The organism is Dyella sp. GSA-30 (genome assembly GCF_027924605.1).
Classification (GTDB): domain Bacteria; phylum Pseudomonadota; class Gammaproteobacteria; order Xanthomonadales; family Rhodanobacteraceae; genus GSA-30.
The window spans coordinates 4,738,642-4,760,630 of record NZ_AP027042.1 but is presented as its reverse complement, the minus strand read 5'-3'; the positions used below and the strand labels follow the sequence as shown (position 1 = coordinate 4,760,630).

Sequence of the window (21,989 nt, the reverse complement as noted above, 5' to 3'; positions counted from 1 at the left end):
TGCCTCACAAATCAATCAATCGTCGCTATCGCCAAACTTCCAATAGCCCGTAGCTTTCACATGCTCCTTGGGCAGGTCGCGATGCTCGCTTAACCATTGGCGCATGTTGCGTGCACGCTTCGACTCGGTAGCGATCCAATAAAACGTATCGCCGTCGGCTGGCACAAACCGCTGCAAGGCCTGCTCCAGCAATGTGCTGCTCGCAGCATCGCCACCCTTGCGATCCAGCCACTGCACATCGAAATGCGCATTCGAGCTCAGGCTCTGCCGGTCGGCCGAGTCGGGAATCTCAATGAACACAGTCGCCTTGGCATTCGACGGCAGCTCTTCCAGCCAGCGACCGATCGCGGGCAGGGCGGTTTCATCGCCCGCCATGACGTAGTGATCGAAATCATCGGCGACGATAAACGAGCCCCGTGGGCCGCCCGCACCAAGCTGTTGCCCCGGTGTGGCTTGCGCCGCCCACGTCGCCGCGGGACCGTCGCCATGCAGGACAAAGTCCACGGTCAGTTCGCCGCGGGTTTCGTCGTGGCTGCGTGGCGTGTAGTCGCGCATGGGCGAGGGTTCCTTGCCGGGCGGATACTCCAGGCCGTTGGCGCCGAGTGTCGGGCGTACGATCTCGCCGTGGCTGTTGGGAAAGAACAGCTTGACGTGATCGTCCGGCGCGGCGCTGATAAAGCCGGCCAGCTCGGGGCCGCCGAGTACGATGCGTTGCATGTGCGGGGTCAGACGTTCTACGCGCAGCACATCGAGCTGGCGCATCACCACCGTATGACGAACCATGCGTGGTTCATGTCTTGCCATGAATGCTCCTTGGGGGAAAGTAAGCAGCCGGCTACTGGCTCGGATGAGCGATGGCGTGGCGGGGAATCAGTAGATGAAGTCGCCGTTGCGGCGAATCAAGCGGTAGCCCAGGCGCTCGGCGATTTGCCGCACGACGGCCAGGGCATCCATGTCCGGTGGTGTCGCAACGGGTTGCGCCGTGCCGGCAAGTCGCCAATGGATGCGCCCATGAGCCTCGCTGTGTACCTGCACCAGGGCGTGCTGTTCCAGCTCGCGCATGAAGCGGTACACCGTGCCGATACTGGCGCGTGGATAGTGTTCGCGTGCCTGTACAAGCAACGCCACCGCATCCATGGCGTCCTGTCGTGCCACCAGGGCAGCCAGCACGGCGCGTCGGGGGGCGGTCATTTGCAGGCCAGCGGCCTTGCAGCGTTGCTGCCAGCGATCCAGATCCTCGCCGGGGCTATTCACGGCGCTGCCCGGTGGCGATGTCGGTGGCCGCTTTTTCGAGAATGGCCGCAACGCGTTGGGTTTCCGCACGGGTCCACTCCGTACCGCGCATCAGCAGGGCATGCTTGAGGGCATGCATGGCCTGGCGGATGGCCTGCGGCGCTGACATCTTCGCAGCCATGCGCGCGCTGTGTTCGGTGCGTTCGGTCATGGCTTCGACCGCGGCACGGTTTTCGTCGAGGAAGCGGCGTCCCTCGTCGGTGATTGCATAGAGCTTGCGTCCGCCCTGTTCGTTCTCCACCTGCGCATGTCCCATTTCTTCCAGCATGGTCAGCGTGGGGTAGATGGCGCCGGGGCTGGGCGAGTAGTGGCCATGAAACATTTCTTCGATGATGCGAATCATCTCGTAGCCGTGACGCGGCTGTTGTTCGAGCAGGGCGAGCAGCAGCAGTTTCAGATCGCCGTGACCGAACATGCGGCCGCCGCCGCGCCGGCCGCCGCCACGCAGCTCGTTCCAGTCGGCAAAGAAATCCCCGCCCGGGCCGCCGCGAAAGCCGTGGCGTGCGGCATGGTGTTCAAAAGCCCGGTCGTGGTGTTCCTCGTGCATGGCCCGGAACCGATGGCGCATCGCATGAAATAACGAATGGTGTCCGCGCATGATCAGGTTCTCTCGTAGTATCTAAGATGTACTTACGATATATCGTAAGTGTATCTAAAGACAAGCCCCCATGGCATGCTCCGGCTTTCGGCTAAGGCCGGACCCGGAAGTAACGATGCCGCGCGAATACAGCATGGGTGGGCGAGCAGGTAAGGGTGGGGCCAGTCGCGGCGAGCCGCCGCCCAAGCAAAGCCTGCGCGAGCGCTTCAGCGCCTTGCGCAACCTGCCGCCGTTCCTGCTCGGTATATGGCGAACCAGCCCCTGGCTGTGCATCTGGACCATCGTCCTGAGGCTGGCACGTGCACTGCTGCCGGTGGTGACGCTCTACGTCGGCAAGCTGATCATCGACGAAGTCACGCATCTGATTCGCGCGGGCGGTTTCCATGGTGGGCTGTCCGACTGGTTGGCGGACGCACAGATGCATCGCCTTTGGGCCTTGCTTGCGCTGGAATTCTCGCTGGCGATCGCCGCGGACATTCTGGGTCGTATCGTCTCGCTGATCGATTCGCTGCTGTCCGAGCTTTACAGCAACGCTACCAGTATCGAATTGATGCTGCATGCCGCTTCGCTCGATCTGGAAGATTTCGAAGACGCCGATCTGCAGGATCGACTGGATCGCGCGCGACGCCAGGTAGCCGGGCGGAGTTCACTGCTTTCGCAGTTGCTCGGGCAGGCGCAGGACATCGTCACCATCGTCAGCTTTGCGGTGGGCCTGGCGGTCTATGCGCCTTGGTTGATTCTGCTGTTGCTGATCGCGCTGGTACCGGTCTTTGTCGGTGAGCTGCATTTCAATGCGCAGAGTTACGCGGTTAATTACCAATGGACCCCGGAGCGACGCGAGCTCGACTACCTGCGCATGGTGGGCGCCAGCGCGCAAACGGCCAAGGAAGTCAAAAGCTTCAACCTCAATGATTTCCTGATCGACCGTTATCGCGTGCTGTCCAAGTCGATCTATCGCGCCAACCGCAGCATCGCGCTGCGCCGCGCCGGCTGGGGCGGTCTGTTCACCACCATCGGCACGATCGGCTATTACCTTGCCTACGCGATCATTGCGTTTCGCACGGTAAGCGGCGATTTCACCATCGGCGACCTCACCTTCCTGTCCGCTTCGTTCCGCCGACTGCGCAGCTTGCTGGAGAACCTGCTGATCGGTTTCTCGCAGGTGGCAGGCCAGGCGCTTTATCTCGATGATCTGTTTTCGTTCTTCCAGATCAAGCCGGAAATCTATACGCCCGAACACCCACGGCCGTTTCCTAGTCCTATCCGCGAAGGCTTCGTATTTGAGGACGTGGGTTTCCGTTACCCCGATGCCGAGCGTTGGGCGGTGCGCAACCTCAACTTCACGTTGCGCGCGGGTGAGGTGCTGGCGCTGGTGGGCGAAAACGGCGCTGGTAAGACGACGTTGGTCAAATTGCTTTCGCGACTCTACGACCCGGACGAGGGCCGCATTCTGCTCGATGGTCATCCGTTGAGCGAATACGATCTGCACGAGTTGCGTGCGAATACCGGGGTGATCTTTCAGGACTTCGTGCGCTACTTCCTGAGTGCTGCCGACAATATTGCTGTCGGCCGCATTGAGGCGCGCGACGATCGCGAGCGCATCACCGATGCAGCGCGCCGCAGCGTTGCCGACGAGGTGATCGCCAAGCTGCCCAAGGGTTATGAGCAGATGCTGGGCAAGCTGTTCAAGGGTGGCGTGGACCTTTCCGGTGGCGAGTGGCAGAAGATCGCCATCGCTCGTGCGTACATGCGCGATGCGCAGCTATTGATCCTGGACGAGCCGACCGCGGCGCTGGATGCGCGCTCGGAGTTCGAGGTGTTTCAGCGTTTCAAGGAGCTGTCGCAGGGCAAGACCGCGGTGCTGATCTCGCATCGCTTTTCGACGGTGCGCATGGCCGACCGCATCATGGTGCTCGAAGGCGGCAGCATCGTGGAGATCGGCAGTCATGCGGACCTGCTTGCCGCCGGCGGTCACTATGCCGAGCTGTTTGAGTTGCAGGCGGCGGGGTATCGTTGATTACACTATGGAGTGGACAGGACCTCAGGGAAGCCAATGTCAGCCCAGCCGCATATCCATTGCCCGCTTTGCTCGTGGGAACCCAAGATTGACAGCCGCTGGTATTGCGCGCCGGGCGAGCCCGGTTCGGGTTGCGGCACGCGCTGGCATACGTTCTGGACGGCCGGCTGCTGTCCCGGCTGCGGCCATTTTTGGGAGAAGACTCAATGCTTTTCGTGCAAGCAGTCTTCTCCGCATCAATCCTGGTATCACTATCCGGAAGGCAACAGCGAATCGACAGAGCGAGAGCGCTCTGTCGAAACGGCGGTCTAGCGGCTGCTAGCTACTTTGCATCACGCACGGGGACATTGATGCTGCACAAGTCGATCTTGCCAGCCGGTACGGTGTAGAAATCATCATGCCGATTGCGCTTCGCCTCGATCAGCGCGGCAAAGGTCGGGCTATCGGTGCGTAGCACCTGCAACTTCGGTCGTTGCGCAGCGGGCATATCGGCGAGCAGGGTGACCGAGCGGATCGTCGTGCGCTGTTCGGGCTTCTCGTAGAAACCCAGCGCCCCGGTGCCGCGCGGGAAAGCCGACAGGAACTCCATGCCTTGCAGTACGCGGCCGGCCACGGCCAGGTTGCGGTCGAGACCGCGCGGTGCCTGGCCGATGATGGCGTAAAGCGAACTGCCGCTACCGGTTTCCGGACCGACATCGCGGGCCACGCCGACAGCGCCATAGCAATGGGTCAGCCACTCCTGGCCGGTGGTCTTGTCGCGCGCCACGGGGAAGCCCTCGGAGAAGCCGACTTCGGGGGCATAGACGTCGCCATCGGGCAGGGCAGTCCATGGCAGTTTGTCATCGATCGGACGGGTGTATTCGGGCGGCAGGGTTTTGCTGGCCTTGCCCAGCGAACGCAGCTTGGACTTGTCGCCCTTGTCGTCGTCTTCCGGATCGCCCCATTGGGTAACGAAGTTATCCTGCACGCGGATGATCGCCAGGCCATCGAAATAGTGGCCACGCACCAGGGTGCGGATGTTTTCCGCGTGCCGCGGCGTAAAGTCCGGCGCCAGCTCGATCACCACGCGCCCCTGCGGCAACTGCATTACCACGATGTTCTGCGGATCGGGGCTGCGCCATTCTTCCGGCTTGGCGTGATCCAGTAACTCCTTGGGCGAAGGGGTCTTTCCGGATTCGGCGGCCATGGCTGCCGGCAATGCCAGCGCGCAGAGCAACGAGAGGCCAAGCAGGGACGGAGCGAGTCGGCGCATGACGGACCTTGCGGTGATCGAAGAAGCGGTGAAGGTAGCAGAGGCGGGTTGCGCTTTCATCGTGCCGTCACATATCGCCTTTAGCGTGGCCGGTTCATTGCAGACGGCCCCCGGCCGTTCCGTACGGGTCCGTAGTGAGCGCCGACAAGCACAACACGTGGTCCAAGCTGTTTGCCGAGCAAGGGGCATGGCTCAATAGCTATGTCATGCGGCGGGTCGCGCACGCCTGGGACGCGCAGGATCTTGTGCAGGAGGTCTATCTGCGCCTGCTGCGCAGCGATCGTGGCGGCCAGGAGGACATCCGCAACCCGGAGGCGTATCTGGTCACGGTAGCATCCAACCTGATCAAGGAACGCGCACAGATGAAGCGTCGCGCTCCGGTAAGCAGCGAAGGTCTGGAAGAAGTGCTGGACCGGCTGAGCGCACCCTGCGAAGCCGACGCTCAGGTCGATCAGGGGCTGCGACGGCAGCGGCTGGGGCAATTGATTGGACGGCTATCGCCCAAATGCCGTGCGGTGCTGGTGCTGCATTATCGCGATGAACTGGGTTATCGCGAGATCGGCGAACGTCTGGGTATCTCGCCGAACATGGTCAAGAAGTACATCGTCAAAGGACTGGCAGCATGCCGGCAAGGGATGCTTCGCTATGAATGAGACACAGCGCTTCAAGCACTCCGGAGAAAGCTCGCTGCGGCTTACCGAGCAGGCGGCAAGCTGGTATCTGGATCAGCGCGCGGGCATGTCCGAAGCGCAGCAACGCGAGTTTCTGGCATGGCTGCGGCGCTCGCCGGCGCATTTGAGCGAGTATCTGGCGATCGCGCAGATGCATGGCGATATGCAGGTTGCCGCCACGATGGAGGCACTCAGCACGGATCAGCTGGTCGATCTGGCTGCCACCGAAAGTGCGGTGGTGGCCCTGCGCAAGCCAGCCGCTCTTCCAGCGCGAAAAGAGGCCGTGCGGATACCGGCACCACGTCGCCGCCATCGCACAGCGTGGCTGACTGCGGCGGCGATGTTCGCCATCGTTGTGCTGGGCGCTTCCGGTTGGTGGTTTGGACGTGAAGCTCCCGCTGACGTCTATAGCTCGGGCAATGATGCCGTGCGCAGCGTCGCCCTGTCTGACGGAACGCTGGTACAGCTCGACCGGCAGAGCACCATCGCGGTGCGCTTCGATGAGCATGCGCGCCATATCGAGATCGTAAGCGGCAACGCCCTGTTCGATGTCGGCAAGGATGCGGCCCGCCCGTTGAGCGTCACCGTGGGTGCGAATCTCTTGCGGGACATCGGCACGGTATTCGCGGTGCAGCGTACCGAGCAGGGTGCGGACGTTGCCGTCATCAGCGGCCGCGTGCAGGTTCTGGAGCGCGGCTCGCGCTGGGCTGCCTGGCGCAACGAAGCGGGCGCCTCACTAGCCAATCTGACGGGCGGCGAGCAGGCGCATATGGATGCGCAAGGTAGCGTGCGTCGTTCGACATCGACCGATCTTGCATCGGCCACCGCATGGCTGCCGACGGAAATTCGCTTTCAGCGCGATACGGTCGCGAATGTGGCGCGACGTTTTAATGCCTACACCACCCGGCCCTTGTTGATCGAAGATCCAGCCGTGGCGAACATGCGTTTGAGCGGTGTGTTTCACGCGCGCGACGTCGATGCCTTTATCGCTTATCTGCAGACATTGCCGCATGTGCGGATCGAGCGCGAAAAGGATCGGGTGCGCGTCGTTGGCGCCGAGTCGTCACAAAGTGCAACGCGGTTGTAGGAAAAAATTCATCGAAAAAACGGTACCCGATTTTTTCGCCGGGCACTCGTAGATGGGGTAACGGGCAAAAACCTGCCTGCCGATTCCTATCCCATCACAGGTTCGTTCTCCATGCGTAAATCGCTTTTCCTGCATATCGCCCTGGTGCTTGGCACCATGCCGATGCTCGCGTTCGCCGATAACAGCGCCGCCACCAGCACGGCGGCCATCGGGGCCATGCCGCTCAATCAGGCGTTGGAGATGTTTGCACGACAGACCGGCTTGCAGATCGTCTATCGCGCCGAGATTCCCGATAGCCTGCGCTCCAAGGGCGCACCGGCCGGCCTGTCGCCCGAACAGCAGCTCAAACGACTGCTGCAGGGTACGGGGCTGGATTATCGAGCCGTTACGCCCAGCACCTACACCATCGTGCCGGTGAGTACGGTGGGAAACGTACCGGCCGGCAATAAGCCGGCCGACAAGCCGCTGCCGAGCATCGACCCGACGAGCGGCATGAAGGACCTGGCACCGGTCAGCGTCAGTGCCAACGCCGTCGATACTCTGGCGCCCAGCGCGGCACCGCTCGATGCGACTCAGCCCACCTCGGTGATCGACGAGCGGTTCATCCGCGACGGCCTGCGTTTCAATGCCAATTTCGACGACATCATCAAGTACGCGCCCAGCGTCACGGTGTCCTCGCCGGAAGGCCCGGGCCTGGGCAAGAACGAGGGCATCAGCCTGCGCGGCTTTCAGGACGGCCAGTTCAATATCACGTTCGACGGCATCCCGTTCGGCGACGCCAGCGATTTGCACCATACGACCTCGGCCTATTTCAACAACCATGTGCTGGGTCAGGCGGAAATCGATCGCGGTCCCGGTGGCGGTTCGACCATCGGTAATGCGACGTTCGGCGGCACGGTGGCCTTGCGTTCGCGCGACCCGAGCGACGAGCCGGGTATTACGCCTTACCTGACGCTTGGCAGTTGGGATACGCGTGCTGGCGGCGTCAATGTCGACGAAGCGATTGGCGAACACACCAGGCTGTTTGCCGATATCTCCAAGGAGGCCAGCGATACCTATCTCAAAGGTACCGACGACCGCCGCGAGCATATTTTCATCAAGACGATCACCCAGCTGGGTGAGCAGACCGCGCTGACCTTTGTCACCAGCTACAACCGCGAGCACCAGAACACCGTGCAGGGCGCGACCCTGGGCGAGATCGCGCAGTACGGCTGGCGTTACGGCCTGACAGACAATCCGGCGGTGCAGTCGTACCAGGGTTACAACAATGCGGCGTACTACTCCAGCTTCACGTACCTGGGCTTGAGCAGTCGTCTCGGCGATTGGGATATCGACAACAAGGTCTATCTCAATACCTTCGATCACTGGTCGCGCAAGACCAGTGATGCTTCGGACAACAGTCCCGCCGACAACGGCGTGACCTTCTACGACGCCAAGGGCAAGAAGGTCGCCACGATAAAGACCGACGTACCGGGCAAGCTTGCCGATTCGGGTTTTCATTCCTTCGGTGATGTATTGCGCCTAGCACACGATCTGGGGCCGGGCACGTTCAGCACCGGTGTCTGGCTGGAGCGTTCACTCGATGCGCGTTACCAGTTGCCGTTGGACATGAATACCGGACAGTTCACCGGTACCAAGTATGGCCCGCTGCAGAACTACATGCTGGACGATCGCACCGACACGCTGCAGCCGTATGTGCAGTACGACTGGAAGATCACCGACACCACCACCTTGAGCCCGGGCGTGCGCTATTCGGAAGTCACGCGCACGCTGGACGCCACGTTGAACAAGGTCACGCCGCCGGTACCGTCGGACGCAGAGGCAACTTATCACGCGACACTGCCGTCGCTCAGCCTGCATCAGAAGATCAGCGATTCGTGGAGTGCCTATGCGCAGGCGGCCAAGGGCTTCCTGGCACCGCCGATTGATGTCATCGAAATCAACGGTTCGCACAGCCTGAAGCCGGAGCTGACCACCAACTTCCAGCTGGGCACCGCGTATGCCTCGCGCGCTTTGACCTTTGGTGCGGATGTCTACTACATCCGTTTCTCCAACCTGTTGGCCGAGACCACGGTGGCTACGGATAACGGCAACGAGAGCGTCTACGTCAACGGCGGCGGCGCCATCTACAAGGGCGCGGAGTTCGAAGCGACCTATGCCTTGACGCATGCGCTCAGCCTGTACGGTAACGCCAGCTATAACAAGGCGACCTACCGCGATACCGATGTGCAGATCGCCGGCACGCCGAAGGTCACCGCGGCGCTGGGCCTGCTCTATAGCGGCGAACAAGGCTATTACGGCTCGCTGATGAGCAAGTTCGTCGGCAAGCAGTATGGCCTGGACAACACCACCGACAAGGCGGGCGACACGGTGTTTGCCAACAGCCAGCGTCTTGGCGGCTATATGAGCGTCGATGGCGCGATCGGTTATCGCACCGATCATGGTCCTGCCGGTACCAAGGGCTTCTCGATCAGCGTAGACGTGAACAATATCTTCAACGTACACAAGCTCACCAGCTACGCCGGCGCACAGTCGGTCAGTGGTCAGCCGCTGTTCTTCGGTCTGCCGGGTCGTGGTGTGTTTCTCGACTTGTCGGTGAAGCTGTAATGCGTCGGCGATGGTTGTTGTCGCTGCTGGCAATTGCCTGTGCACTGCCATTGAGCGTGTTTGCCAAAGATACCGGTACGCTCAAGCTCGAGATCGTATTGATCCGTCATGGCGTGCGTTCGCCGACGAGTGCGCCGGAGGCTCTGGGCAAGTACTCGCGCGAGGCTTGGCCGGCATGGCCGGTAGAACCCGGCGTGCTGACCGAGCATGGTGCGCAAGGCATGCAGTCGATCGGTCAGTACTATCGCGAACGCTATCGTGCCGATGGCTTGTGGAGCGGCGATTGCGCGCAGGCATCTCATATCGTAGTGATCGCCGATAGCACGCCCCGCAATCGCGACAGTGCGACGGCGCTGAACAAAGGTTTGGGCGCGGACTGTGGCCTTGGCTTTTATGCCCGGCCGTCCGGAGAAAACAATCGCCTGTTCCACTATCAGCCCAAGGACAACGACGATGCCGATGATGCGCAGGTCGCCGGCAAGCCGCCGGCTGCGTTGAGCCTATTGCAGGACATCCTGCTTGGCTGTAGCGGCGATGACTGTCGCAAGGCGGCGCAGGCCGATGGCAGAAAGTTGTTGCTCGACGACGCGGCTGGTGGTCTGGCCAAGGCGATGAAGACCGCCGGTTCGCTCAGCGAGAACCTGATGCTGGAATATGCGCAAGGTATGCCGCTCGCACAGGTGGCCTGGGGCAAGGGCGATGCGGCGACGATCGGTCGATTGATCGAACTGCATAACCTGCAGTTCGCGCAAAGCAAGAAGCCGTTGCCATTGGCGCAGAAGAGTGCATCCAATCTGCTTGCGCATATCGTTGCTTCACTGGATGCCGCCAGCGGAAAGCATGGCGACGTCGAACCCTTGAGCGACGACGGTGCGCGCGTCGTGTTCCTGATCGGGCACGACACCAACCTTGCGCAGATCGGTGGTCTGCTCGGTACGCAATGGCATAGCGCCACCCAGCCGGACGACTATCCGCCTGGCGGAGCGCTGGTCTTCGATCTCTGGGAAAAGCAGGGTCATTACGCCGTGCGCGTCCATGCCTTGTTGCCCATGCTGGGTGCATTGCGCGATGCGGACGTCAGCCATGCGGGCGCTGTAGTCGACATGCCGGTCGCGTTCGGCGACTGTCACGCTACGGCGCCTTGCCCGATCGATACGTTCCGACGCTGGACGACAAAACGCATCCTGTCGAGCGAAGTCGAGGCGACGATGCCGCAGATGTCGCGCTCGGCATCCGCGTCGGGCAAGGGCAGCTAGGGTTACTTGGTGACCGGGGCTGCAGCGACGCAGCCCTGGGCACAAGTAAACCAGGCTTTGGCTTTGGGGTAGTCGATGGTGATGGAAAAGTGGCTCAGCACATTGCCGCCCACCGCCCCCTCGGGCGTCTCGTCCATGATGCGCGCCATCATCTTGTGAAACGCCCGGTTGGGCCGCTCGGTAAACCAGATGGGGCCGACGGTCCAGCCGGCGATCTGCACTTTGGGCACTTCGATCAGGCGCGCACTGAATTGCTCGCCCAGCAGGTCGTCACCGTTTTCGACGACCCGCCAATCCGGGTGCTTCTTGTGCCAGATATCGAACATGCGCGTGGTGATGTAACTGGTCACGCCCATACCGTCCGCTTCGGTCTCGGTGCCTGCCGCAGCCTTGCCGGCAGCAGTGGGGTGCGCGGTGGCTCCGGTATCGAGCAGCATGTTGATCGGGATACCGTCGACGCGCATCACGATGCGCGGGAAATACTGCGTGACACCACCGGTATCGTCTTTCTGGAAACCGAGATTGGCCGGCTTGGCGGCCACGTCATGCCGCCATGCGCTGCCTTCGGCACGCAGTAGCTGATGTGGATAGTCGAACGTCCACACCCGGGTGCCAAGGTAGCTTGCCCCCAACTGGCCGTCGTACGAAAAGTTCTCTGCATTGACCAGCACCTTGCCCGCGCACGGCCCGAGTGCAGGCGGCAAGGCAGCCTGTTTCTGATAGACCGGCGCCGTCACCGCCTTGACCGCATGCCCATCCAGTTTGCAGCCCGCCGGAACCAGGTGGAGCTTCTGTGCCGTGGCTTCGGTGAACCAGTAGAGATTGGCCGTGCCGCCACCGCCGGTGTCGACAATCAGGCGCAGGGTCTGGCCGGAAGCCGTTTGTGGCGTCGCGTAGAAGTGGCCCGCGGCGTACTGGGTGGGTACGGTCTGCGCGGTCGTGGCCGCCCCGGTCAGAGCCATCGCGATGGTCAATACTGCGCTCATACCCTTCCTACGTGTTGGCGTGTGGCAAATCCTGGAGCCGCCAGGCTTTACCGAGCATATGCCTTAAGGACCGACGGATCGATCGCAGCATCCTGCGGTTGGAATCCGGCGGCTCAGGCATTTTGATCAGCCTATCTTCCGTTGAGCTGTCGCCGCTAGCCAGTGGTGCGATCATCGTTTTGCCAGCACACAGCTTCGCCGATAGAAAATCGGCTTTCGGTGCCCCTGCCGCTATCCCGCGGAAGCCTATAGCCGTGCCTGGATTCTCAAGCCGCGCGGCGTAAGCCAGCGCTCTACGCCCTCAAAAAGCCCCTGCACCAGCAAGGCAAGCACCGCCGAAGGCACCGCGCCTTCCAGGATCAAAGCGACATTGTCGAGGCGGATACCGGTGAGTATCGGTTGGCCGTAACCACCGGCGCCGATAAGCGCGGCCAGTGTGGCGGTACCGACATTGATCACGGCAGCCGTCTTGATGCCGGCCAGAATCGAACGCATCGCCATGGGCAATTCCACATGGCGCAACCTCGCCGCGCTGGACAGGCCCAGCGCCGCGGCCGATTCGCGTAGCTCGTGGGGAATGCCGATCAATCCGGCATGCGTGTTGCGCACGATCGGCAGCAGGCTATAGAGAAAGAGTGCCGCGATCGCCGGCCAGGTACCGATGCCGAACAACGGAATCATGAAGACGAACATCGCCAGCGAAGGGATGGTCTGCAACACGCCGGTGAGCGCGATCACCAATTGCCCCAGGCGTGTCCATCGCGCGGCCAGGATACCCAGTGGAATAGCAAGCAACAGCGCCATGCCGAGCGAAAGAGCCACCAGCCTCACATGCTCGATGGTGCGCTGAAGCAGACGGGTTGCGAGGCCGGCTCGATCATCGTCGGCACGCACACCAAGAAAGCGCGCGGCGACATCCGTCTCCTTCGCGCCTTTAAGTTTCACCTCGGCGTTCATCTGCTGCATGGTCTTGACGTCGATGCGCCCGGCAAGCCGGCGCAGGACATCGACAAAGTCGGGTGCGCTTTGCTCCAGCGGCAGACGATAAAGGAACACGGCGTCGTAGCGCGGAAAGTATTGGCGGTCGTCTTCGAGCACGCGCAGGTGGTAGTAAGGAATTTCCGCGTCCGTACTGTAAAGGTCGATCGCATCGACGGCATGATCAGCGACGGCACGGTACGACAAGGTGTGGTCGAGACCGCGCACCTGCGTTTGTGGTAAGGCGTAACTCGCGCGAATGCCCGGCCAACCGTCCTGGCGATCCATGAACTCGTTGGAGAATCCGAAGCGTAGCTCGGGATGTTTTGACAGGTCGGAGAGACGCGCGATGCCGAGCTTGGCAGCCGTGGTTTCCAGCATGCCGACGGCATAGGTATCGCTGAAGCCCAGCGAGTCGGTGATGCCTATGCCCAGCGGCTTGAGTTTTTCGCGCAACGTGGCGATATCCGCATTTGGCGCCACGTTTTTCAACAGCTCCTGGGTCAGCGTGCCGGTGTATTCGGGGTATGCATCGATATCGCCGTGCTGCAACGCGCTCCACAAGATGCGTGTGCCGCCGAGCTCGCGCTGATGCGTGGCATCCACGCCGGCTTGCTGCGCGTCCAGCCGCGCCACTTCGCCAAGCACCACCGACTCGGTGAATTGCTTGGAGCCGATACGCACCGGCGTTGCCCAGGCCAGGGCCGGCAGCAGCGCAAGCAGGATCAACAGACGCTTCATGTCGACGATTCGGGTAGGCGGCGTTGGGCCGCAACGAAGCGTCGTACGAAATCGTTCGCCGGACGTTGGCGCAGATCGTCCAACCGGCCGTCCTGCACGACCTTGCCTTCGCTGATCAGCACCAGCCGCTCTGCAAACCACGCGGCCTCGGCCAGGTCGTGCGTGACGACGATCACCGTCTTGCCGAGCTGGTCGAAGATGCGTTTGAGTTCATCCTGCAGTTCGTGACGAACGATCGGATCGAGCGCACCCAGGGGCTCATCGAGCAGCAAGGCATCGGGGTTGAGCATCAAGCCACGCATCAAGGCAACGCGTTGCCGTTGGCCACCGGAGAGTTCGGCCGGGTAGCGGTCTAATACGTCAAGCGGGAGATCGGTCAATACAGCGAGTTCTTCCGCGCGCTCGCGGACACGTTTCATGTCCCAGCCGAGATAACGCGGTTGCAGCGCGAGATTACCCAGGCCGGTGAGGTGCGGAAACAGACCGCCATCCTGGATCACGTAGCCGACACGTTGGCGCAATTGCAGTACGTGGGCTCGTTCGAGCACGCGGCCATCGGTCTTGATGCTGCCGCGATCGGGCCAATCCAGGCCCAGCAGCAGGCGTAGTACGGTCGACTTGCCGGAGCCGCTGCTGCCGATCAATGCCGTCGTGCTGCCATGGGCAAATGCCAGATCGACATTGTCGAGCGCGACGATATCGCCGTAGCGCTTGCTCACATGCTCCAGCGCAAATGCGAGCTGAGTCGCATCAGCCGCGGACAACAGTGCCTCCCGCTACATGTGAAGGCGCGGTGAGGAGCAGGGCGGGCGGCTGGCATGGTGCGTTGAGCATACGGCGTGAACTCTACCGTAAGCATTTATCAGCGACCACTCGCTATGATCGCTGTTACAGGATCAAACGAAGCGCCCGGATGCCACGGATCAAGACCATCGAGGAAAACGTTGCGCTTCCACTGGCGCTGGGCCCTTCGGCCGAGCGCGATATCCCGCTGCCGATGGGCGTGGTTTTTCATATCGTCCACAGCAAGCTGTGGCACCTGATCGGCTGGTCGGACGAGGCATCGAACAGCTGCGGCTTGTGGCACAAGGGCATGGCTGTCGTGCTCCCGCGCGACAGGCTGATCGATCTCTCCATCGATCTGATGCATCCGGCAAAAGGCAAAGGTTGGGTCGCGCTCGATGCACGGCTGAGCGGCCACGCGGCACCGATCACGTTATTGCAGAGCGGGGCTTTCGACCCCAGGGCGCTCGTCTGGCTGCAACAGCACGAGGCGAAGCTTGTCGATGTTTTCGGGCAGGCGATCGTCATCAACGACCACGGTTCGGACTGTTAGCCAACGAAGCCGGCGGTCGGACGCAGCTATCAATCCGCTGCAGCGGGTGCCTGGAACATCAGGATCGTGATCTCCTTGCCTTGAGGAATCTGCGCTGCAGGCGTGCCGAGTGCGGCCAGCGTGTTCTTGAATGTATCCACGTCTTCGCGTTCGCCCATCGCCGATCGTCCATTGACTGCCCATACCCGGCTGCCTTGCTTCCAGCGTGCCAGGGCGACGTCCAGGTCCTGGGTGACCAGTGCCTTGCCGTCGATAGGCTGCTGGTTCTTCGGTTGCAGCACCGAGAGCATGGTCGGTGCGTTCGGGTCCGAGGTCAGCACGGTATCGCCGGGACGCACATTCGCGGCCAGCGTCGCGGCGGCGACGTCCCAGCGCGGTTTGGTCTCGATCCGATAGACCGGGGCCAGATTGATCGAACCGACCAGGAGCAGGGTCGTCACCAGCAAGGGCATCGCGCGTCGAGGCAATGCTGCAGCCCCCAGGCCGGCCAACACGAAGAATGGCGCCGCACTCCACAGGATATAGCGCGGCAGCAGCATCGATTTGAAGAGCGACACCGCCAGCAACAACAACGGCAGGGTGAGAAAGCCGAGCAACAGCACGCGGCCATCGAGACGCCCACGCACGCGATAAATGCCAATGACGCCGAGCAAGGCGACCAGTGGGCCGAGCAAGGGTACGGCGGTGGGCATCAAGCCGAACTGCACCACGGTAGCCATGCGCATCAGGTAGACGCTCTTGGCGGCGATCCAGATGTTTCGCCAGCTGAGCTGCGGAATCCAGTCGAAGTTCTGCAGCATGTGGCTGCCGTTGGCCAACATGATCGCGCCGTAGAACGGTACACAGCAGACCAGCACGATGGCCTGGCTGATGATCCAGTTACGCTGAAATCCGCGACGCGCCTCAGTGTCTTGTCGCAAGTGATACCAGACCAGCCATAGCGACAGGTTCGAAGCCAGCAGCCAGGGCGCGGCGTCGCCCAACACATCCAGTGCGCCGATTGTGCCTAGCAGATAACAGGCCCAGCCCCATACGTCGAAGCCACGTTGCCGGACTCCCAGTGAAGCGCGTTGAGCATCCTGGGCGAGGCGTACCAAGCCCCACAAGGCAGTGGTGATCAACAGCGTTACCAGCGTGTAGGAGCGTGCTTCCTGCCCGTATTGCACCTGTAACGGCGAGAACGCCATCAGCAGTCCGGCGATGAGCCCGGCGTTCCTGCCGCCAACGCGTCGAGCGATCGCGAACACCATGCCAATCGACATCGCGCCCAGCAGCGCCGATGGAATGCGCAGCAATGCAGCGCCCGGGGCATAGGGCACCAGCAGCTGCAGCAGCAGGAAATAGCTCGGCATGTGCCGGTTGGCGAAACTGTCGTTAACCAGGTCGGGCAGATCCAGATGAATGCGCTGGAAAGTCAGCGCTTCATCCAGCCAGAACGGTTGATGGCCGATATGGATCAAGCGCAGCAACAGCCCGATGCCGACCACCGCCAGCATCCAGACAAGATCGCCCGATAGCCAGGATTCGCCGGTCTTTTCGGCAGGCAGCAGGGCGCCTGCATTTGAGTTGTCATCGCGAAGCGCCGGGGGAAGCGCCTGGAGCTGCGAAAATGACAGCGTCTGTTTTACCGACATAACTGCCCAGCGTTTTATTCTGGCGGGGGTGCCAGCTCAAACGCATATGACACGGTTCGGTTGTCGATAGCATCAGCCGGAGGCGATTTGGCGGCCAAGCCGGTTAACTGCCGTTGGCTTTCGTCTGTTTTTGCGTAGCGTACGGTGACGTTTTTACGACAGGCTGGTGCAAGGGCGCCGCTCAATGGCCGCGCCCGCTATACGCGCCCGTATCGATAAGGCTTCAACTGCCTTTGGCTGCGCTGTGCTGGCTCACCGCATCCATGACGCGCGCGGAATACACCAGGGCCGCGCCGGCATTCATCGCGATCGCCACGCCCAGTGCTTCGGAAATCTCTTCGCGCGTGGCGCCGTGCTTGAGCGCTTCTCCGGTATGCACGGTGATGCAGCCATCGCAACGCGTGGTGACGGCCACCGCCAGCGAAATCAGCTCGCGCGTCTTGGCATCCAGATGCCCGGTCTTTTCACCGGCGCTGGAAAGCTCCTGGTAACCCTTGAGCGTTCCAGGCGTCAGCTTGCCCAGTTCACCGATGCGGCCTACCAGCTCTTTGCGATATTCCATCCAATCCATCATGAGTCGTGTCTCCGGCGGGTTGATGGCCGGCACGGGAGCCGGCCGAATTGCGAGTATTGCGCCGCGATCGAGGTGCTACAAGCCATGCCGAAACATCCGCGATGGCGAACTTCAAGCATACGACTATGCGCGCGATGCCCAACGCAGGCGATACGACTTTGGCGGTAGGCCATCTCGCATCTGGGTTATTTCGCGCGGAATGTAACCACGAGTACATCGCGGTGCGATGCTTTCTTCGGATCGATTGGATTTACCGGTGTTACGCCGTGAAATACACGCGGATCGTGAATCAGCGCCGAGTCCAGTGCATGCGTCAAGGTGAACTCGCCCAGCGGTTTGCCATCAGGAGCATGGATGCTGGTCGAACCGCTGGCGATGTTTTCGCGGTCGACCAGCAGCACCAGGACAAAATCCACGCCATCGCGATGACTGCCTTCAGGCGTGGGCTCACCCGCGGCATCGGCGCTCGCTTCGATACGAAACTGATGCAGTTCCACATGCCAATGCAGCTGTTCCGGCGCCAGTGCGCCGAAGAAGCGGTGGCAGAACGCGAGAATGGTATGCAGGCTTTGACTGGCTGCGGTGGACGGTTCGACCGGCTCGAACCAGCGCTGGATGTTGCCTTGCAGCGTGTTGTACTGCAGCGACTGGAAATGCGCCTGATGGGGTTCGGCCTTTACCCCGTTGGCATCGGCGGAAAAGGTGGCATGTCGCCGGCGTCGGCTGCGGCCGGTCGCCGCGATATAGGGATCGGGCTCGAGTCGATTCCAGCTATCGGCGAATGCGTTCCAGTCCGCCAGACCGCCCGCGGCTTCAAGCAAGGGGCGCATCGTGTCCGCGGTGGCAAAGCAGAAACCTTCTCGTTGCACGGGTTCGAGCAACGAGGAAACGACGGGGGGATGGGTGTGCGACATCAGCCCATTATACGTCGTACCGATGCTACGAAATGATCGACGACCCGCGTGTTGCCGGCCGCTGGCGTGGCCAGGGCCAGCCTGATCACGGGCGCGCCCTTCTGGATAGCGAGATAACGCACGCCGCGGACCTGGACACGTGCCATGGATTTGGGCACCAGCGATACCCCCATGCCGGCGGCGACCAGGTTGATCGCGGAGGAAAATTGCGGTGCTACCTGCCCAAACGACGGTTCAAAGCCGGCCTGCCAGCACGCTGCGATGATTTCGTCATGCAGGCTGGGGCCCGCATCGCGCGGAAACAGCACCATACGCTCGCCTGCCAGTGCACCGAGCGCGATCGTTTTTGCTTTGGTCAATGCGTGTCCTTCCGGCACGACCACGCTCATGCTTTCCGCGCCGAGCGGCAGGATCGACACATGCTCCGGATCGCGTCGCCCCAATCGTATGAAGGCGACATCGAGCCGATCGTCCCGAAGTTGCTCCAATAGAGTCGACGTACCCGCTTCAACGAGCGAAGTTTCGATATCGGCATAGGTGCGCGTAAACCATCGTATCGATCGGGGTACGGCATCGAGATAGGCTGCCGATGCCGTAAAGCCGATCCGGATACTGCCCAATTCGCCGCGCCCGGCCCGGCGCGCCGCTTCGGCGGCATGATCGGCGCGCAGGAGTATGGCGCGTGCTTCGGGCAAAAAGGCCTTGCCCGCCTCGGTCAGCTCCGCGCCCACCGGCGTGCGTCGAAACAGTGGTGTGCCCAACTCGTCTTCAAGGCCGCGGATCTGCTGGCTCAGCGGCGGCTGGCCGATACCGACGCGCGCAGCGGCACGGGTGAAATTCAGTTCCTCGGCAACGGCGAGGAAGTAGCGCAGGTGACGCAATTCCATGGCTAGTGGCTAAACCAATCGATTTGGAATATTCCATATATTGGACCGATGGTGGGCGGCGCGCCACACTTTTGCACCCCCCAAACGAAACGGTGCAGCATGGCAAAGACACTTTTCATTACCGGCGTGAGCTCGGGCTTCGGCCGCGCCTTTGCGCTGGCGGCGCTGGCCGCCGGACATCGGGTGATCGGCACGGTTCGCCATAGCGATGCGGCAGCTGACTTTTCCGCGTTGGCCGAAGGCGCCCATGCTTTCGTGCTGGACGTTACCGACAACGCCGCGATTCCGGAGGTTGTCGCCAAGGCCGAACAACTGGCGGGGCCGATCGATGTGCTGGTCAACAATGCCGGTTACGGCCACGAAGGCATACTCGAAGAATCGCCGCTGGACGAGATGCGTCGTCAGTTCGAGGTCAATGTGTTTGCCGCGGTCGCCATGATCAAGGCGGTGCTCCCGGGCATGCGCGAGCGCCGCCGCGGCCACATCGTCAACATCACGTCGATGGGCGGCTTTATCACCATGCCTGGTATCGCCTATTACTGCGGCAGCAAATTCGCCCTGGAAGGGATTTCCGAAGTGCTGGCCAAGGAAGTGGCGCCGTTCGGCGTGAAGGTCACCGCGGTTGCGCCCGGCTCGTTCCGTACAGACTGGGCCGGGCGTTCGATGGTGCGGGCGGAACGCAGCATCGGCGACTACGACGCGTTGTTCAATCCGATCCGCGATGCACGCGTTGCGAAAAGCGGCAGGCAACTGGGCGATCCGGCGCGCGCGGCGCAGGCGTTATTGTCGTTGATCGAGATGGAGCATCCGCCGGTGCATCTGCTGTTGGGCTCCGATGCAGTCGGCCTGGTAAAACAGAAGCTGGATGACATGCGCATCGATATCGATCGTTTCGAAGCGCTCTCGCAGTCGACGGACAGCCCGGTTGCCTGAATCTCCCCGCTTAACCTGCCGCGGTGGCGACCGGTGCGTGCTGGGTAGCGATGGTCGGTGCCGTTGCATGCGAGGCGATCATGGCGCCGAGCGTCAACGCGCAGACCAGCAGGGAGGCGGCGAAAAGGCTCTTCAGCATCAGGGTTTCGAAGTTCATGGTCGTTCTCCACAGGGTTAGGAATGAAGTCTTCGAGGGATAGATGGCAAATGGCGTGCCAGGGTTTAAAGGCATCGACAAATCGCGCTGCCAAGCCATTCTTGCTGGCAGGCGCCGGTGCAAGTTTGGTGTCCGCGGACGCTGTGGCTCGTGTCCGGACAGTTCGGAGTAGTGGATTCAGCGAGCAACCCTTCCTACTCGTCATCCCGGCGCAGGCCGGGATCCATTCCTCAACGCCAATGCTTGCCACATGGTGTCTGACGAGCGAGAACTGAGGAGTAGATCCCGGCCTGCGCCGGGATGACGACTAGGAGGGGATTTTAGAGTTTCTGAAGACGCTGACTAAAATGCCCGATATCACTTGGCATCATGAAAAATAATGCCAACCGTATGCCGATACCCCGACCGAACCCGGCTCACGCCGTGACGCATGTTCACGCGATACACGCCCTTGGTCCCACGCACAGGTCGATGATGCACGGCAAAGACCACCGCATCGCCTTGCACAAGCGGCACCACTTCCGCACGCGACTGCATGCGCGGCCGTTGTTCGGTAAGCACAAACTCTCCGCCGGTAAAATCGTCCCCCGGTCGCGACAACAAAATCGCCATTTGAAGCGGGAAGACGTGTTCGCCGTATAGATCCTGATGCAGGCAGTTGTAATCGCCAGGTTCGTAGCGGAGCAGCAACGGGGTCGGTCGCGTTTGACCTGCGGTATGGCATTGCTTGAGATAGTCGGCATGGCTCGTCGGATAGGTCACGGCCATACCCATGGCTGCCTGCCATCGATTGGCGATCACTGCGAGATCCGGATACAGCGTGGTCCGAAGTGTCTCCAGCGGTGCTGGTAACGGATAAGCGAAGTACTTGTATTCGCCACGCCCGAAGCCATGACGATCCATCACGACCTTACTGCGGAAAAGCATATCGTCGGTATAGCTATCGATAAGCGTATGGCAGGTTTCTGGCGATAGCAGGTGTTTGATCGTGGCAGCGCCGTAACGATCGAGATCGGACTCGACACGTGTCCAGTCGATGCCGCGCGGGTCATTCATGAGGGTGCTATCCATTCATTGCAGTCGTGGATAGCACCTTAGGTTCGCCTGCCATGGCGAACACTCCGACTCTTGCTCTAATCGCGGCTAGCCGGGTTGACGAAGATCGGCGATGAGATCGGGCCCGGTCGGGTACCACCCCAGGTGTTCCCGCGTGCGTTGACTCGATGCCGGTACATCGGCTGCCACCAGCGGCGCGAGCCAGCCAAAGTGCTCTTGAGCCTCTTCAGGAGACTGGGCAACGACCGGCACATTCAGGCGTTGGCCAATGGCTTCGGCAATGCTTCGCAGGGACACGCCTTCCTCGGCCACGGCGTTGTATCGCGCTCCGGCGGAGCCTTTCTCGAGCACCAGTCGATAGAGATTCGCCGTATCAAGCCGGTGTACCGCTGGCCAGCGATTGAGCCCGTCACCGATGTACGCGGAGACACCTTTTTCCCGAGCCACCTCGATCATGTAGCTGATGAGACCTTGTTTGAGGGGGTCGTGAACCTGCGGAAGACGTACGACCAGAACGCGCACGCCCCGCGCCTGCACCGCAGCTGCCGCTTCTTCCGAAGCCACGCGGGGAATCGGGGAGTTCGGCGCATCGTCCTCAGTAGTGGCGCGCCCCGGCGTTCTGGCGACACCCGTGCCGGAGGTGACGATCAGAGGACGGTCGGAGCCGGCGAGCACGGCTCCAAGGATTTCGATAACGTGCCGGTCGAGCTCGCAGTTCTCGGCCCATTTGGAGAAGTCGTGGATGAAAGCGGTATGGATCACCGCATCAGATGCCTCGGCGCCGCTGCGCAAACTGTCGAGGTCTTCCAGCGATCCGTGATGGACATGCGCACCTGCCGCAACCAGAGCCGCCGCGGCGGCATCCGAGCGAGCCAGGCCGAGTACTTCGTGTCCCGCGGCAATCAATTCATCGACGATGGCCGAGCCGATAAATCCGCTCGCACCGGTAACAAAAACGCGCATAGTGAAACCCTCTGCATTGGACTTGGGGTCACTCTCGGCGCATCATCTA

General features: G+C 61.7%; 21 protein-coding genes. 7 read left to right on the top strand and 14 right to left on the bottom strand.

Annotation, left to right across the window (positions count from 1 at the left end; all coding sequences use genetic code 11):
* Positions 1-15: 15 nt before the first annotated feature.
* The 3 genes from QMG46_RS20375 to QMG46_RS20365 form a co-directional block, all read right to left on the bottom strand.
* Complete coding sequence (locus QMG46_RS20375; protein ID WP_281849711.1) at positions 16-804, bottom strand: siderophore-interacting protein; 789 nt, start codon at positions 802-804, stop codon at positions 16-18.
* 66 nt (positions 805-870) lie between these two features.
* Positions 871-1,254: a Fur family transcriptional regulator gene (locus tag QMG46_RS20370; RefSeq protein WP_281849710.1), complete on the bottom strand. Its 384-nt coding sequence runs from the start codon at positions 1,252-1,254 to the stop codon at positions 871-873.
* Entirely contained in the window at positions 1,247-1,891 is a 645-nt protein-coding gene (locus QMG46_RS20365) for a PadR family transcriptional regulator (RefSeq protein ID WP_281849709.1), read from the bottom strand. Before QMG46_RS20365 ends, QMG46_RS20370 begins: the two co-directional genes overlap by 8 nt.
* A gap of 133 nt (positions 1,892-2,024) precedes the next feature.
* On the opposite strand from QMG46_RS20365, the gene QMG46_RS20360 reads away from it, so the two are divergent.
* Entirely contained in the window at positions 2,025-3,908 is a 1,884-nt protein-coding gene (locus QMG46_RS20360; RefSeq protein WP_281852939.1) for an ABC transporter ATP-binding protein, read from the top strand.
* Between the two features lie 322 nt (positions 3,909-4,230).
* Here QMG46_RS20360 and QMG46_RS20355 read toward each other — a convergent pair whose 3' ends face one another.
* Positions 4,231-5,160: a peptidylprolyl isomerase gene (locus tag QMG46_RS20355; protein ID WP_281849708.1), complete on the bottom strand. Its 930-nt coding sequence runs from the start codon at positions 5,158-5,160 to the stop codon at positions 4,231-4,233.
* A gap of 134 nt (positions 5,161-5,294) precedes the next feature.
* Between QMG46_RS20355 and QMG46_RS20350 the strand changes: the two genes are divergently transcribed.
* From QMG46_RS20350 to QMG46_RS20335, 4 genes are all read left to right on the top strand, one after another.
* A complete protein-coding gene (locus tag QMG46_RS20350) occupies positions 5,295-5,813 on the top strand; it encodes an RNA polymerase sigma factor (RefSeq protein WP_281849707.1) in 519 nt (172 codons plus the stop codon).
* Complete coding sequence (locus tag QMG46_RS20345) at positions 5,806-6,918, top strand: FecR family protein (protein WP_281849706.1); 1,113 nt, start codon at positions 5,806-5,808, stop codon at positions 6,916-6,918. Before QMG46_RS20350 ends, QMG46_RS20345 begins: the two co-directional genes overlap by 8 nt.
* 111 nt (positions 6,919-7,029) lie before the next feature.
* Positions 7,030-9,525 (top strand): TonB-dependent receptor, encoded by a 2,496-nt coding sequence (locus QMG46_RS20340; protein ID WP_281849705.1) that lies wholly within the window; start codon positions 7,030-7,032, stop codon positions 9,523-9,525.
* Positions 9,525-10,781, top strand: a complete 1,257-nt coding sequence (locus QMG46_RS20335; protein ID WP_281849704.1) for a histidine-type phosphatase — start codon at positions 9,525-9,527, stop codon at positions 10,779-10,781. The genes QMG46_RS20340 and QMG46_RS20335 overlap by 1 nt, the downstream gene beginning before the upstream one ends.
* Positions 10,782-10,783: 2 nt before the next feature.
* Here QMG46_RS20335 and QMG46_RS20330 read toward each other — a convergent pair whose 3' ends face one another.
* The 3 genes from QMG46_RS20330 to QMG46_RS20320 all read right to left on the bottom strand — a co-directional run bounded on the left by QMG46_RS20330 (position 10,784) and on the right by QMG46_RS20320 (position 14,250).
* The gene (locus QMG46_RS20330; protein WP_281849702.1) at positions 10,784-11,767 is read right to left on the bottom strand and encodes a hypothetical protein; all 984 of its coding nucleotides are present in this window, start codon (positions 11,765-11,767) and stop codon (positions 10,784-10,786) included.
* 246 nt (positions 11,768-12,013) lie between these two features.
* The gene (locus QMG46_RS20325) at positions 12,014-13,486 is read right to left on the bottom strand and encodes an ABC transporter permease/substrate-binding protein (RefSeq protein ID WP_281849700.1); all 1,473 of its coding nucleotides are present in this window, start codon (positions 13,484-13,486) and stop codon (positions 12,014-12,016) included.
* Positions 13,483-14,250, bottom strand: coding sequence for an ATP-binding cassette domain-containing protein (locus tag QMG46_RS20320; protein WP_281849699.1), 768 nt, complete (start codon positions 14,248-14,250; stop codon positions 13,483-13,485). Before QMG46_RS20320 ends, QMG46_RS20325 begins: the two co-directional genes overlap by 4 nt.
* A 149-nt stretch (positions 14,251-14,399) precedes the next feature.
* Here QMG46_RS20320 and QMG46_RS20315 point away from each other — a divergent pair, with 149 nt between their 5' ends.
* Positions 14,400-14,822, top strand: a complete 423-nt coding sequence (locus QMG46_RS20315; RefSeq protein WP_281849698.1) for a hypothetical protein — start codon at positions 14,400-14,402, stop codon at positions 14,820-14,822.
* A gap of 29 nt (positions 14,823-14,851) precedes the next feature.
* On the opposite strand, the gene QMG46_RS20310 is transcribed toward QMG46_RS20315, so the two are convergent.
* The 4 genes from QMG46_RS20310 to QMG46_RS20295 form a co-directional block, all read right to left on the bottom strand.
* The gene (locus tag QMG46_RS20310; RefSeq protein WP_281849696.1) at positions 14,852-16,456 is read right to left on the bottom strand and encodes a glycosyltransferase family 39 protein; all 1,605 of its coding nucleotides are present in this window, start codon (positions 16,454-16,456) and stop codon (positions 14,852-14,854) included.
* A 223-nt stretch (positions 16,457-16,679) separates the two neighbouring features.
* The gene (locus QMG46_RS20305) at positions 16,680-17,030 is read right to left on the bottom strand and encodes a carboxymuconolactone decarboxylase family protein (RefSeq protein ID WP_281849695.1); all 351 of its coding nucleotides are present in this window, start codon (positions 17,028-17,030) and stop codon (positions 16,680-16,682) included.
* A 185-nt stretch (positions 17,031-17,215) separates the two neighbouring features.
* Positions 17,216-17,944, bottom strand: a complete 729-nt coding sequence (locus QMG46_RS20300; RefSeq protein WP_281849694.1) for a 2OG-Fe dioxygenase family protein — start codon at positions 17,942-17,944, stop codon at positions 17,216-17,218.
* Complete coding sequence (locus tag QMG46_RS20295) at positions 17,944-18,831, bottom strand: LysR family transcriptional regulator (protein ID WP_281849693.1); 888 nt, start codon at positions 18,829-18,831, stop codon at positions 17,944-17,946. The genes QMG46_RS20300 and QMG46_RS20295 overlap by 1 nt, the downstream gene beginning before the upstream one ends.
* Positions 18,832-18,930: 99 nt before the next feature.
* Here QMG46_RS20295 and QMG46_RS20290 point away from each other — a divergent pair, with 99 nt between their 5' ends.
* Complete coding sequence (locus QMG46_RS20290; RefSeq protein ID WP_281849692.1) at positions 18,931-19,764, top strand: oxidoreductase; 834 nt, start codon at positions 18,931-18,933, stop codon at positions 19,762-19,764.
* Between the two features lie 10 nt (positions 19,765-19,774).
* Here the strand turns inward: QMG46_RS20290 and QMG46_RS20285 are convergent, their stop codons facing one another.
* From QMG46_RS20285 to QMG46_RS20275, 3 genes are all read right to left on the bottom strand, one after another.
* Entirely contained in the window at positions 19,775-19,921 is a 147-nt protein-coding gene (locus QMG46_RS20285) for a hypothetical protein (RefSeq protein WP_281849690.1), read from the bottom strand.
* A 357-nt stretch (positions 19,922-20,278) separates the two neighbouring features.
* Positions 20,279-20,977 (bottom strand): 2OG-Fe(II) oxygenase, encoded by a 699-nt coding sequence (locus QMG46_RS20280; RefSeq protein WP_281849689.1) that lies wholly within the window; start codon positions 20,975-20,977, stop codon positions 20,279-20,281.
* Positions 20,978-21,064: 87 nt separating this feature from the next.
* Positions 21,065-21,940 (bottom strand): SDR family oxidoreductase, encoded by an 876-nt coding sequence (locus tag QMG46_RS20275; protein WP_281849688.1) that lies wholly within the window; start codon positions 21,938-21,940, stop codon positions 21,065-21,067.
* Positions 21,941-21,989: the final 49 nt, after the last annotated feature.

Coding starts and splice junctions, on each gene's coding strand:
- QMG46_RS20375 (WP_281849711.1), bottom strand. CDS start 804: ATGGCAAGACATGAACCACGCATGGTTCGTCATACGGTGGTGATGCGC.
- QMG46_RS20365 (WP_281849709.1), bottom strand. CDS start 1,891: ATGCGCGGACACCATTCGTTATTTCATGCGATGCGCCATCGGTTCCGG.
- QMG46_RS20360 (WP_281852939.1), top strand. CDS start 2,025: ATGGGTGGGCGAGCAGGTAAGGGTGGGGCCAGTCGCGGCGAGCCGCCG.
- QMG46_RS20355 (WP_281849708.1), bottom strand. CDS start 5,160: ATGCGCCGACTCGCTCCGTCCCTGCTTGGCCTCTCGTTGCTCTGCGCG.
- QMG46_RS20345 (WP_281849706.1), top strand. CDS start 5,806: ATGAATGAGACACAGCGCTTCAAGCACTCCGGAGAAAGCTCGCTGCGG.
- QMG46_RS20340 (WP_281849705.1), top strand. CDS start 7,030: ATGCGTAAATCGCTTTTCCTGCATATCGCCCTGGTGCTTGGCACCATG.
- QMG46_RS20335 (WP_281849704.1), top strand. CDS start 9,525: ATGCGTCGGCGATGGTTGTTGTCGCTGCTGGCAATTGCCTGTGCACTG.
- QMG46_RS20330 (WP_281849702.1), bottom strand. CDS start 11,767: ATGAGCGCAGTATTGACCATCGCGATGGCTCTGACCGGGGCGGCCACG.
- QMG46_RS20325 (WP_281849700.1), bottom strand. CDS start 13,486: ATGAAGCGTCTGTTGATCCTGCTTGCGCTGCTGCCGGCCCTGGCCTGG.
- QMG46_RS20315 (WP_281849698.1), top strand. CDS start 14,400: ATGCCACGGATCAAGACCATCGAGGAAAACGTTGCGCTTCCACTGGCG.
- QMG46_RS20310 (WP_281849696.1), bottom strand. CDS start 16,456: ATGTCGGTAAAACAGACGCTGTCATTTTCGCAGCTCCAGGCGCTTCCC.
- QMG46_RS20305 (WP_281849695.1), bottom strand. CDS start 17,030: ATGATGGATTGGATGGAATATCGCAAAGAGCTGGTAGGCCGCATCGGT.
- QMG46_RS20300 (WP_281849694.1), bottom strand. CDS start 17,944: ATGTCGCACACCCATCCCCCCGTCGTTTCCTCGTTGCTCGAACCCGTG.
- QMG46_RS20295 (WP_281849693.1), bottom strand. CDS start 18,831: ATGGAATTGCGTCACCTGCGCTACTTCCTCGCCGTTGCCGAGGAACTG.
- QMG46_RS20290 (WP_281849692.1), top strand. CDS start 18,931: ATGGCAAAGACACTTTTCATTACCGGCGTGAGCTCGGGCTTCGGCCGC.
- QMG46_RS20285 (WP_281849690.1), bottom strand. CDS start 19,921: ATGAACTTCGAAACCCTGATGCTGAAGAGCCTTTTCGCCGCCTCCCTG.
- QMG46_RS20280 (WP_281849689.1), bottom strand. CDS start 20,977: ATGAATGACCCGCGCGGCATCGACTGGACACGTGTCGAGTCCGATCTC.
- QMG46_RS20275 (WP_281849688.1), bottom strand. CDS start 21,940: ATGCGCGTTTTTGTTACCGGTGCGAGCGGATTTATCGGCTCGGCCATC.